This window comes from Gemmiger formicilis (assembly GCF_016900095.1).
Lineage (GTDB): Bacteria > Bacillota > Clostridia > Oscillospirales > Ruminococcaceae > Gemmiger > Gemmiger formicilis_A.
Genome location: NZ_JACJJP010000006.1, coordinates 40,175 through 52,767, shown reverse-complemented (window position 1 = coordinate 52,767; position 12,593 = coordinate 40,175). Strand labels below are relative to the sequence as shown.

The window sequence follows — 12,593 nt, the reverse complement described above, 5'->3', positions numbered from 1 at the left end:
TCAGACAGAGGCAAGTTGTGTGGTGCCGAAGGGCGCGGCAGAAAGGCCGGTTCCCCCGTACAGCCGCGCCGGCCCAAAGTTGTACCAGGCATAGCGCACAAAGGCGGGATGGGGCACGGCCTCGCACTGCAGGCGGACATTGTCCCCCTGCGCGGCAGCCCGGGCGGGATGAAAAACGCCGTCCGCGCCGGCCAGTTCAAAGCCGGAGGGTTCCCCCGCCAGGGTCAGGCCGCCGGCGGCATAAGCAAAATGCAGCAGGGCCGTATCACCCTGTACGAGGGCATCGGTCAGCCGGGGAGCTTTGCCCGCGACGGGCAGACCGTACACGGTGTCCAGCGCCAGAAGGGCCAGCCGCTGCCCCACCGGGGCTTTATCCACGGGGTGGATGTTGTCCTCCTCCCCCAGGTCGGCCAGTACCACCAGCCCGGCATTGGGTTCCCGGTCGGCCACAGCGGCCTGGGCGGCCCGCAGAGTGGGCCAGCTTTCGGCGCCGGCCCCGGTGCCGAACATGGGCAGCTGCACGAGCAGGAAGGGCAGTCCGGCATTGGCATCCTGCCAGTCGGCACGCCAGCGGCGCACCAGGCAGGTCAGTTCCGCCTCGTAATCCTGGGGCCATTCCTCGTCCTGCTCGCCCTGGTAGTACCAGAATCCCCGCACGGCATAGGGGCAGATGCGGCGCAGCATGCTTTCGTACAGGTTGCCCGGCCGCTGGAAGCCGGTGCGTCCGGCCGGCGGCGGCCAGGGATACAGCCCGCAGTCCTCATTGAGAACAGCCCAGCTCACATCCGGGTCCGCAGCCCGGCGCGCCGCGATGCGGTCGTTCCATCCGTCCACCTCTTTCTGATAGGCGGCCAGTTCGGCGTCGAATTCCGCATCGGTCTTGTCGCCCACCCGGGCATCGTACCAGGTCAGGCGCCGCTGCCCTTCCGGAAAGGTGGCCAGCAGTTCCCGCGGCAGCCAGCAATGGGCATAGGTGCCGCCCCAGAAGCATTCCAGAATGCCCACATGGACATGCAGGGCATGAGCCAGTTCCCGCGCTGCATAATACGCCACCGCCGAAAGGCTGGCGGCGGTTTCCGTCCCCACGATCTGCCACCGGCTGGGGGCTGCTTCCGCCGCCGCCACGGTGGTCACTTTGGGGGTCTCATAGAAATGCAGCAGCTCGTCCTGGCAGGATGCCAGCACCGCTTCCCCGTCCCGGGAACCGGACAGAGGCAGTTCCATATTGCTCTGGCCGCCTGCCAGCCACACTTCGCCGAAATAGACGCCGGTGAAGGTCAGGGTCTCGTTGCCGCTTTGCAGCATCATGGCAAAGGGACCGCCCGCGGGCTGCGGGGGCAGCGTCAGGGTCCAGTCCCCGTCCGGGCCTGCCGTGGTCCGGGCCGAAAGGCCACCCGGCGTCAGCCGGACCTCCACGGCGGCACCGGGGGCAGCGGTTCCCCATACGGGGACGCTGGCTTCCCGCTGCAAAACCATATCGTTGCTGAACACAGCAGCGGTTTTCAGCTTCATATTACTTTCCCTCTTTCAGGTAAGCAAGATTTTGGTCGATCAGTGCACAGCGCTGGGCCACACAGTCGCGGCTGCGCAGCGGGTCGGCCGGGGTATGGAAGGCAAAGTCCAGCAGCCTGTCGATGGTGGTGGAAGCCACATGCAGCCGGGTATCGCTGGCGGCGTAGTAGATGTAGACGCTGCCATCCTCCCGGGCGATGGCGCCGTTGGTGAACACCACGTTGGACACATCCCCCACCCGCTCCCAGCCGCGGGGCGCGATGAGGAAGCCGGAGGGTTCGGCGATGACCTTCCAGGGTTCCTGCAGGTCGGTGACAAAGAGGTAGACCACATACCGCAGCCCGGCAGCGGTGTTACGCACGCCGTGGGCAATGTGCAGCCAGCCCTTGTCGGTCTTGATGGGGGTAGCGCCCTCGCCGTTCTTGGCCTCGGTGATGGTGTGGTAGCGGCGGGGGCTGGTGATGATCTCCTCGTCGATGACGGGGTGTGTGATATCCTCACACAGGCCGAAGCCGATGCCGCCGCCCGAGCCGGTGTCGATGAAATCGTCCATCGGCCGGGTGTAGAAGGCGTACTTGCCGTTCACAAACTCCGGCAGCAGATCCACGTTGCGCTGCTGGGGGCTGCGCTTGGTCACAAGATTGGGCAGGCGCTCCCAGGTTTTCAGGTCCCGGGTGCGCACGATGCCCGCCGCGGCCACCGCCGCGCTCAGGTCGGGGTTGGCGGTGTCCTTGCTCTCGGAGCAGAACACACCGTAGATCCAGCCGTCCTCGTGCCTGGTCAGCCGCATATCATAGACGTTGGTTTCCCCCGGCTCGGTGTCGGGCAGTTCCACCGGCTTTTCCCAGAAGCGGAAGCCGTCCACCGGGGAGTCGCTTTCCGCCACCGCAAAGAAGCTCTTGCGGTCGTTGCCCTCCACCCGGGCCACCAGATAGTATTTTCCGTTCAGCTCGATGGCGCCGGCGTTGAAAGCCGCGTTGACGCCCAGCCGCTCCATGAAATAGGGGTTGGTTTTGGGGTTCAGGTCAAAGCGCCACTCCAGGGGAATCATCTCCCGGGTCAGCACGGGGTACTGCCAGCGGTCGTAGATGCCGTTGTAAAAGCTGTCGTCCACCACGTTGCGGCGGGTGAGCAGCGCTTCCAGTTTCGCCTTCTGGCGGTAGTATTCGGGGTGCAGATCACACTTGGACATCGGGGTCCCTCCTCATAAGTTCCAGGCACATACGGCCGTTGTGGTAGGGGCATTTCCACGGCTCCACAATGGGGCGGCGGTCACTGGGCCGGGCCTGGTCGTCCAGGCACCAGAACCATTCGCCGCCGGGGCGCCGGTCAACAAAATGTTCGGTAATGTACTGCCAGACATCGGCGGCCGCCGCGGCAAATTCCGTCCGGCCGGATTTCTGGTACTCGTTCACAAAGCCCAGCACCGCCTCAGCCTGGACCCACCAGACCCGGGTCAGGTCGTCCTTGCCCCGCTCGCATTCGTTGATGACCGAATGCCCGCGGTAGGCTTTTTCCAGAATAGCCCGGGCCAGGTCGCTGTTGATGGCCGCGATGCGGGCCGAGAGTTCTTCGTCCCCCAGCAGGCCGCAGCCCCAGTCGATGAGCCAGCTGGACTCGATGTCGTGGCCGTAGCTGTACAGGTCGATGATGGAATGGTAGTGCTCATCAAAGAACACCAGCTGCCGGTGTAGGTCGGGCGCGTAGATCTTTTGGGCGTAGATATCCAGGATGCGGCGCATGGCCTCGCCCACCGCTTCTTCCAGGGTGGCCTCGTACAGGCCGGCATAGCCTTCAAAGACATGGAGCAGGGTGTTCATCGTCTTGGCGGCCATCACTCCGTTCTCACTGAGCTTTTCGTTGCTTTCGGGCTGCCAGTCCCGGGTAAAGGCCTCCAGGTATCCTTCGGCGTCGGTGCAATGGGTTTCGATCAGGGCAAACAGCTGCTGGGCGGTTTCCAGCGCTTGAACCTCGCCGGTCAGGCGGTAGTAGGCCGCCAGGGCGTAGATGGCAAAGGCCTGGTTGTAGGTGTGCTTGGTGGTATCCAGCGGCTGTCCGTCATAGGTCAGGCTCCAGTAAACACCGCCGTATTCCTTGTCCAGGCAATGGTCCTGCAGAAAGCGGTAGGCGTGGCGGGCATGGTCTTTCAGATCTTCCCGCCCGGTGACCTGGGCGGCCCGGGCAAAGAACCACAGGATGCGGCTGTTCAGGATGCAGCCTTTCTCGGCGGTTTTGTCCACCTGCAGATCAAAATCCATCAGGCCGTAGTAGCCGCCGTGCTCGTCGTCGCGCAGATTCATCCAGAACGGCAGGATGGTGCCGGTCAGCATTTGTTGTGCTGCCTGTGCAATGCGCATACCACTCGCCTCCTTCTCAGCGCAGGCCCAGCGAACGATCGTCGTCGTTGGCGTTGTCATGCGCTTTGATGTAGCTCACCACTTCGTCCACTGTGGTGAAAGCCAGACCCACATAGCTGTCGGCGCAGCCGTAGTAGATGGCAATGCGGCCGGTTTCGGCATCCTGCAGGGTGGCACAGGGGAAGCAGACATTGGGTACAAAGCCCCGTTCCTCGTACTCGGTTTCGGGGGTCAGCAGGTAGGTGCCGCAGCGGTAGAGCACCTTGCTGGGCTCGTCGCGGTCCAGGATGGCGCCGCCGATGGAGTACACAAAACCGTTGCAGGTGCCGGTAACGCCGTGGTAGAACAGCAGCCAGCCTTCGCTGGTTTCGATGGGGGCGGCGCCGCCGCCGATCTTCACATTCTCCCACCAGTTGCTGCCCTTGCCCATCACATGGCGGTGGCAGCCCCAGTACTTCATGTCGGGGCTTTCGCTGATGTAGATATCGCCAAAGGGGGTGTGGCCGGAATCCGAAGGACGGGACAGCAGCTTGAACTTGCCGTTGATCTTGCGGGGGAAGAGCACCGCGTTGCGGTTGAAGGGCAGGAAGGGATTTTCCACCCGGGTAAAGGTCTTGAAATCGGTGGTCTTGGCCATGCCGATGGCTGCGCCGTAGGCATCCTGGCACCAGATGATGTAGTAGGTGTCCTCCACCTTGACCAGGCGGGGGTCGTAGGCGTAGAGCGGCATAAAGGGCTCGCCCGCCTCGTTGACGAACTGGATCTTTTCCGGTTCAATGTCCCAGTGGATGGCATCCTTGCTGCGGCCCAGGTAGATAAAGGGAATGCCGTTGGTTTGCTCGCCGCGGAACACGCCGATGTAGGCGCCCTCGTAGGGCATGACGGCGGAGTTGAAGATGCGGGCCACACCGGGGATGGGATTGCGCCGGATGATGGGGTTTTCGGTATAGCGCCAGAGCGGACCGGCGCAGCCAGCGGGTTTATCCTGCCAGGGAATGTTGGGCAGGGCATCGCAGTACAGTTTTACAGTGTTCATAGAAGGGACCCTCCTGATGAGTAATAGGCGGCCGGGTGGTCCCGGAAAGCCCGGGACCGCGGCGCGCCGGAAAAGGCATCAGCCTTTGACCGCACCGGCGGCCATGCCGCTGTAGATCTGGTCCTGGCAGAGCAGGAAGATGATCAGTGCGGGGATGATGGTGATGAGCACGCCGGCACAGATGTAGTTGTACTGGCTACCCATGGGGCCGGAGAATACGTACAGAGAGGTGGAAACCACTTGGTACTTGGTCTTATCCTGCAAGTAGAGGTTGGCCATGTAGTATTCATTGTAGGTACTTACGCCCTTGAGGATGGCGCTGGTGACCACAGCCGGTTTGAGCAGCGGCAGCAGGATCTTAAAGAAAACCCCGAAGTAGCTGCAGCCGTCCAGAATAGCGCTTTCATCCAGGCTGACGGGGAGGTTCTCGAAGAACTGCAGGAAGATGTAGATGGTGATAACATCGGTACCCATCATCAGAATGATATAACCAGGCAGAGAGTTGATCAGGTGCAGTGAGGTCATGATCTGGTAGACGGTAACCTGGGTGGCAATTCCGGGGATCAGGGTGGCAATGGTAAACAGGTTGCGGATAAGGCTGTTGCCATGGAACTTGAACCGGTTAAGCACATACGCCAGCATGGAAGAAATCAATACACTGCCGGCCAGCACGCAGACCAGAACAATGAAGCTGTTCAGGAAGGCATGTCCCATATCCGCCTTCTGCCAGGCAATCACAAAGTTGTCGAAGTTAAGCCAGCTTTCGGGCAGCGTCATCACATTGGTAGTGGCGTACTCTTCATCAGTTTTGAAGGCGGTGATAACGCAGGAGACGATGGGCACCAACGCCACAAAGGCAGAAAAGATCAGCAGGGCATATTTGGCGATGTTGAGGATCAGCCGTTTGATTTTGATAATAGCAATCTCGTTAGTCATGCTGAGTCCCCCTTCAGTTCACTTTTGCGGGGCTGGCGCTCGAAGCCGTTGCCGCGGTGTTAGGATCGGTTTGTACCAGAGCTTTCGGCGTACGGCTGTCCCGCTTGTCCATCCAGCGTTCCACAGCCTTCTGGGCATAGGTTACGATCATGATCAGGAGCAGCAGCACCACCGCCATGGCAGAGGCAAGACCAACCTTCTGGTCGGTATGAGCCAGCTTATCCATGATGACAAAGTAAGTGGAGGTACCGAAGCCGCCACCGGTGACAACGTAGGGCATTTCGAAGGCGGACAGGGCGCCGGAAACCGAAATGATGAGGTTGAGCACCACGATAGTGCGGATGGACGGCAGGATGATATCCTTGAAGCGATGCCAGGCGTTGGCACCGTCAATGTCGGCGGCCTCGTAGAGGGTGGAATCCACCGAGGCGATGGCGCCGATGAACATGACAATATTGGTGCCGATATATTTCCAGATGGAGCAGGCCACCAGCACAATGTTGTTGATGGATTCATCCCGCAGCCAGTAGGGAAGGGCTTCCACATTGAAACCAACCCAGCTGAGCAGGGTATCCAGCACAAAGCCGTGGGTGAAAAAGAACTTGAAGATGAAACCTACCGAGATACCGCAGATCAGGCAGGGGAAATACAGCGCGCCGCGAAAGAATTTGTCGCCCTTGACCTTGAAGCTGAGGATGGTGGCGAACAGAAGGGCCAGAGCCATCTGTACCACGGAACCTGCCATATAGTACAAGCTCAGCAGCAGCGCCTGGAAGCAGTCGTCGCGAGTGAAAACGTCAATGTAGTTTTCCAGACCCACAAAGGTACGGCGGCCGATATAGCGCATATCAAAAAAGCTGAACTGCACCATCTTGAAGAACGGCAGGTAGGTGAAGGTGAACAGAAGCAGAAGCGGCAGGACTAGAAACACGATGGTACATACGATCTGCTGCCCACGCATGCTTTTGAGCCATTGGCCGAAGGTTTTGCGGGGTTTGGCTGCCGCAGTGGATTTGCTCATGATATTGCCTCCCTATCATAAAAAAGCTGCACGGCGGACCGGCGGTGGCCGGCCCGCCGTGCAGGGCTTGACTCCGCGCTTCGGCGGAGCGGATTCCAAATTCACTGCGGAGCGTTGCGGTCGACCGCGTCATTCCAGGCGGCGTTCCAGTCAGCCACAATGTCGTCCAGGGTTTCGTCGCCGTTGATAGCAGCCTCGACCACTCTCTTACCGTGAGTTTCGTCAGCGTTCAGGGTCAACTCGGCGTCCTGCTGGACATTGGAGGCCAGATCCGCCAGCTCGGTGGGAGCGGGCGCATCGGCAACCAGTTCAATGCCGTCGAAAGCGGCCAGAGTCTCGGGGTATTCCTGGCTCTTCAGCACAGGGATGCCGCCCTGGTCGTAAGAGAAGTTGCTGGACTCGCTCAACCATTTGATGTACAGCATGGAAGCGATTTTTTCATCGTCGCTGGAATTGATGTTGACGCCGTAGCAATAGTCAGAACCGGCAGAGGCGTACTGCACACCGTCCACGCTGATGGGGAACGGCATATAGCCGATGTCATCGGCATTGGGACCAGCCTGCTGCATCTGGACCACAGCCCAGCTGCCCAGTACCATAGTGCCAATCTCGCCGTTATTCATCATGGTCTTGCTGCCTTCCCAGTCGGTAGTGGTGGGGTCATCCTCCGTCAGGCCAAGCTTGACTGCCTGGTACAGCACATTGAACACCGCATAGGGACCACTCTCGCTGTCACCGGTGGGTACGCCGGGAGCGAAGGCATCATGGGTCTGGGGCATGGTGACGTTCATCCAGTTGGGGTCACCGGTAGAACCGCCGATGTAGGCGTCCCAGGCAGTCATGGTCCAGCCTGCCGCGTAGTTGGTGTACAGGGGGATGGCGTCGGTGTTGTCCTTGATTTTCTGCAGCGCATCCAGGAACTCGGTGGGGGTGGTGGGCAGCTCGGTGATTCCGGCTTCCTCAAACACAGCCTTGTTGTAAACCACACCCTGAGCATTGCAGATGGAGGGGATGCCGTAGACCTTGCCATCGTAGGCGCGGTTGTCGGCAAAGTTATATTCATCTTCAATTGCGCTCAGATCACACAAGGGATAGAAGTAATCGCTCAGTTCGGGCAGCGGAATGGTGGTGGGGATCATGCACACATCGCCCCAGTCCGGGTTCGTCAGGCGGGTAGTCATGTCGTTTGCATAGTCGGTGATGGTCTCATTGGTGATGGTAATGTTGGGGTACATCTCCTGGAATGCAGCCACATAGCCAGCCAGCGTGCCGTCCCCTTCCAGGTCGGTGCGGTTGGTGATGACTTTGATCTCGGCCTTCAGGTCGGTATAATCCTCACCAACAGTCAATTCGTTGTAGGCGGGCAGGGTGCTCCCGGATTCCCCCGTCTGGGAGCCGCTGCTGTTCTGGCTGCTCCCACAGCCGGCCAGAAGGCTGACGGACAAACCTGCCGCCAACGTCAGAGCAATTGCTTTCTTCATGGTTTTCCTCCTTTAATCATACGGTTTGCGGACCAAAATTTGTTGTTTCACGGAAAAGCTTCGCGTGATTTACTTTGCACATTAAGTATACGATTTAAGTTAAAAATAGTCAATATGTTAAGTAAAAGTTTGGTGAAATGGCGAAAAATCCTCCTTTCACTTAGGCAAATTGCCCGGAAAAAATCTCTTATATATGAAAAAAAGCAGGCTAAAAAGTTTTTTTAGCCTGCTTTTAAGTTAATAAATATGAGAAATTCAGGTAGAATCCCGCCGCACAAAGGCCCCGGGAACAATGGTGGTGGGAGCCAATGGCGATTTACCGTTCAGTTTTCGGCGCAGTTGGCTGACCACAGCAGCAGCCATGCCGTCCACATCAATGCGGTAGCTGGTCAGCTGGGGGCGGGAAATAGTAGAAAACCGATAGTCATCGTACCCGGTCACCGCTACATCCCGAGGGACTTCGTATCCTTCACGGCGCAGCTGTTCCACCAAATTAAACGCCACTTCGTCACAATTGCATACAAAGGCATCGGGCATTTCTTTAGGCAGGGGCGCTTGGATCAGGCGCCCGTCGGCATTGCGGTCTTCCAGGCGCCAGTCGGGCCGCGGTTCGATGCCGGCCATGAGCAAGGCACGGCAATACCCCAGATAACGGTCCATGATGGAACTGGTGGAGCGCACACTGCCCACAAAACCGATCCGTCGCCGCCCGGTGGAGAGCAGGTGTTCGGTCATCTGATACCCGCCGCTGGTGTTGTCGCTCAGCACGCTGTCCCCTGCGATGGTATCGTCGTAAAAATCCAAAAACATGAAGGGAAGCCCATACTGCAGTGCCATACTGATATAGCGTCGATGCAGTTCGCCCATAAACAACAGGGCATCTACTTTATGATTCACCAGCAGGGTGGGCATGATGCAGTTCCGTTCCGATTCAGCGGGGACGATCTCCAGCATACAGTTATAATTCAACGGTGCGCAGTGGTTCAAAACCGCACGATACAAGCTAGAATAGAACGCACTTTCGTCAAAATGACGGTCTGCCACCAGAATACCGATGTTAATACTGCGCTGTGCGGGTGTGTCTGCCTTGACAGGCATTTCGTACCCCAATTCCTGGGCAGTGGCCAGAATTTTGGCACGCATTTCATCGCTGACACCCTCTTTACCGGACAATCCTTTAGAGACCGACACCACACTGATCCCCAGCCGTTGTGCAATATCAGCCATGCGCACGCTTTTGGCCATCCTTAACACCTCTGTTTCCAAATTTACTTAAATAAAGTATATCAGCCCCTGTGGATATCGTCAATGTCAAGCTAACTTTTTTGTACTATTTGCTTAATTTTTCTTTCCCTCTTGCAACAGCTTGCCGAATGTGATACAGTGAAGAAAATTAGTTAATAAATTATTTCATTTAAGTTAAAAGAAAGGAAGTCTTGCCATGGAACAGTCCGTCTGGGAATTGCCCCAGGTCCGTATTCTGGGGCGTCACACCCGTACCGGGGATGCACTTACCTTGTTTTATACAGCCTCGGGCGTTGAATGCCTTTTTACCGGCAGCGAGCTGTGGCTGGAACTGAATGCCGACTACGAGACCTATGAACCCTGGATCAGCGTGGAACTCAACGGCGCCTGGATAAGCCGTTTTCCGGTGGCGCCCGGTCACAGCGAGATCTGCGTTTTCCGCGGCATGACGCCGGGTACACCCAAACATGTGCGGGTGTTCAAGGATGTACAGGCCATGTACGATGATCCCCGTCATTTGCTGCAAATCATGGCGCTGCGCTGGGAGCAAGGGGAGTTCTTGCCCCTTCCCGAATCGCGGTACCGTCTGGAATTTGTGGGGGACAGCATTACCAGCGGAGAAGGTGCTTTGGGGGCACAGAAAGAGGAAGACTGGATCTCTGCTTTTTTCAGTGCTATGAACCACTATGCCCGTTTTACCGCCGACGCATTGGGAGCAGAATACCGCCTGGTGAGCCAAAGCGGATGGGGGCTTCTTTCCGGTTGGGATAACGACCCCCACCGTTGTATGTTGCCCCATTACGAAACTCTATGCGGAGTGGCCCGTGGCCCGCGCAACCGGGAACTGGGCGCCCAGCAGCCCAACGATTTTGCCGCCTGGCCCGCCGACGCGGTGATCATCAACCTGGGTACCAACGACGCCGGAGCCTCTCACAACCCGCCGTGGACCGACCCGCAGACCGGCGAAACCTACGGCCAGAACACCACACCCGAACATCGGGCGCAGCTGGAACAGGCCGTAGTGGACGGCCTGCAGATGCTGCGGCGCTGCAATCCGCAGGCGTTGCTGGTCTGGGTATACGGCATGCTGGGGGATGAGCTGCGCCCCACCCTGGAACGGGCCATTGCCCGCTACCGCCGGGAAACCGGCGACGACCGCGTTTGCTTCTTCCCCCTGCCCGATACCACCCCCGAGACCGTAGGCGCCCGGCAGCACCCCGGGGTACAGTCCCACCGCCGTGCCGCCGACGCCCTGACCGCCTTTTTGCAGGAAGCACTGAACCGCTCCTGATCCGTCATATCATTCTATCAAAAGGAGTTTTGCCCTATGCAGTATCAGAAAGAATTGGACCTCTGGCTTACCCGTGCCGTGGAGGATGCCGACCTTATCACCGAACTGAAGGCCGTTGCCGGGGACGAAGCCGCCATCAGCGACCGTTTTTACCGGGACCTGGAATTCGGCACCGGCGGCCTGCGGGGCGTCATCGGCGCCGGCACCAACCGGATGAACCTGTACACCATCCGCCGGGCCACCCAGGGCCTGGCCGATTACCTCAACGCTTCCGACCTGCCCAAAAAGGTAGCCCTTGCCCATGACAGCCGCCACAAAGGCGAGCTGTTCTGCCGGGAAGCCGCCCGGGTGCTGGCTGCCAACGGCATCACCGCCTATCTCTATCCCCGCCTGGAACCCACCCCGGCCCTGTCCTGGGCGGTGCGGTACCTGGGCTGTGGGGCGGGCATCTGCGTAACGGCCAGCCACAACCCCGCCAAATACAACGGCTACAAGGTCTACGGTGCCGACGGCTGCCAGATCACCCTGGAGATGGCCGACCAGGTGCTGGCGGCCATCGGCAAGCATGACTACTTCGACAGCCCCAGGCTGGCCGACTACGACGAGGCGGTGGCGGACGGCCGCATCGTGACCATCGACGACAAATGTTTGTCGGATTTCGTGGACGCTGTGCTGGCCCTGCGCCCCGGCAACGATGTGTCCCGCCTCAAACTGGTCTACACCCCGCTGAACGGCACCGGCCTGGAGCCGGTGAAGCTGCTGCTGAACCGCATGGGAGTGACCAACGTGACGGTGGTGCCCGAGCAGGAGCAGCCCGACGGGGACTTTTCCACCTGCCCTTACCCCAACCCCGAGATCCGAGAAGCCATGGAGACCGGCCTGAGACTCTGCGACACCGTCCACCCCGACCTGATGATCGGCACCGACCCCGACTGTGATCGGATGGGCGCTGCCGTGCCCGACGGCCAGGGCGGCTACCGGCTGATCACTGGCAACGAGATGGGCGTGCTGCTCTTTGACTACATCTGCCGGGTACGGCAGGGCAACGGCACCATGCCCCAGGACCCCGTGGCGGTGACGACCATCGTTTCCACCGACATGGCCACCCCCATTGCCGCCAAGTACGGCGTGGAACTGCGCCGCACTCTCACCGGCTTCAAGTTCATCGGCGAACAGATCGGCCTGCTGGAAGCGGAAGGTCATGTGGAGCGTTATATCTTCGGCTTTGAGGAGAGCTACGGCTACCTGTCGGGCGGCCACGTGCGGGACAAGGACGGCGTCAACGCCGTCATGCTGGCCTGCGAGGCGGCGGCTTACTATGCCGCCCGGGGCATGAGCCTGCTGGACGCCGTGAACGCGCTGTACGCCGAGTATGGCTGGTACCGCAACGCCCTGCACAGCTTCACCTTTGAGGGCGAGACCGGCATGCACACCATGCAGGGCATCATGGCCCGTCTGCGGGCCCAAGCCCCCGCCGAGATCGCGGGCTATGCCGTCACCGGCTTTACCGACTACACCGCCGATGGTACCGGACTACCCCGGGCCGACGTGCTGGAGTACCGGCTGGAAAACGGCGCCAAGCTGATGGTGCGGCCCTCCGGCACCGAGCCGAAGATCAAGGTATATCTCTCTGCCGTGGCTGACAGCGCCGAGGCCGCCGATGCCATCAACGCAAAACTGGCCCAGGCTGCCGCTGCCTGGATGAAGGAGTGAC

General features: G+C 59.7%; 10 protein-coding genes. 2 read left to right on the top strand and 8 right to left on the bottom strand.

The features are described 5' to 3' along the window. The 8 genes from H6B15_RS04450 to H6B15_RS04415 form a co-directional block, all read right to left on the bottom strand. Window positions 1-1,512, bottom strand: a complete 1,512-nt coding sequence (locus tag H6B15_RS04450; RefSeq protein ID WP_204646542.1) for a sialate O-acetylesterase — start codon at window positions 1,510-1,512, stop codon at window positions 1-3. Between the two features lies 1 nt (window position 1,513). Next, window positions 1,514-2,704 (bottom strand): glycoside hydrolase family 130 protein, encoded by a 1,191-nt coding sequence (locus H6B15_RS04445; RefSeq protein ID WP_204646541.1) that lies wholly within the window; start codon window positions 2,702-2,704, stop codon window positions 1,514-1,516. Beyond that, window positions 2,691-3,869, bottom strand: a complete 1,179-nt coding sequence (locus H6B15_RS04440; protein WP_204646540.1) for an AGE family epimerase/isomerase — start codon at window positions 3,867-3,869, stop codon at window positions 2,691-2,693. The genes H6B15_RS04445 and H6B15_RS04440 overlap by 14 nt, the downstream gene beginning before the upstream one ends. A gap of 16 nt (window positions 3,870-3,885) precedes the next feature. Next, complete coding sequence (locus H6B15_RS04435; RefSeq protein ID WP_204646539.1) at window positions 3,886-4,905, bottom strand: glycoside hydrolase family 130 protein; 1,020 nt, start codon at window positions 4,903-4,905, stop codon at window positions 3,886-3,888. A 78-nt stretch (window positions 4,906-4,983) separates the two neighbouring features. Continuing rightward, entirely contained in the window at window positions 4,984-5,841 is an 858-nt protein-coding gene (locus H6B15_RS04430) for a carbohydrate ABC transporter permease (RefSeq protein ID WP_207751484.1), read from the bottom strand. Window positions 5,842-5,854: 13 nt separating this feature from the next. Then, entirely contained in the window at window positions 5,855-6,862 is a 1,008-nt protein-coding gene (locus tag H6B15_RS04425; RefSeq protein WP_204646538.1) for a carbohydrate ABC transporter permease, read from the bottom strand. Window positions 6,863-6,963: 101 nt separating this feature from the next. Then, on the bottom strand, window positions 6,964-8,343 hold the full coding sequence (locus tag H6B15_RS04420) for an ABC transporter substrate-binding protein (RefSeq protein ID WP_204646536.1): 1,380 nt from the start codon (window positions 8,341-8,343) through the stop codon (window positions 6,964-6,966). Window positions 8,344-8,598: 255 nt separating this feature from the next. Beyond that, window positions 8,599-9,570, bottom strand: a complete 972-nt coding sequence (locus tag H6B15_RS04415) for a LacI family DNA-binding transcriptional regulator (RefSeq protein ID WP_243424275.1) — start codon at window positions 9,568-9,570, stop codon at window positions 8,599-8,601. A 214-nt stretch (window positions 9,571-9,784) separates the two neighbouring features. Between H6B15_RS04415 and H6B15_RS04410 the strand changes: the two genes are divergently transcribed. Together H6B15_RS04410 and H6B15_RS04405 are read left to right on the top strand one after the other, a co-directional pair. Continuing rightward, window positions 9,785-10,879: an SGNH/GDSL hydrolase family protein gene (locus tag H6B15_RS04410; RefSeq protein WP_204646532.1), complete on the top strand. Its 1,095-nt coding sequence runs from the start codon at window positions 9,785-9,787 to the stop codon at window positions 10,877-10,879. 36 nt (window positions 10,880-10,915) lie between these two features. After that, complete coding sequence (locus H6B15_RS04405; RefSeq protein ID WP_204646530.1) at window positions 10,916-12,592, top strand: phospho-sugar mutase; 1,677 nt, start codon at window positions 10,916-10,918, stop codon at window positions 12,590-12,592. The last annotated feature ends 1 nt before the right edge of the window (window position 12,593 follow it).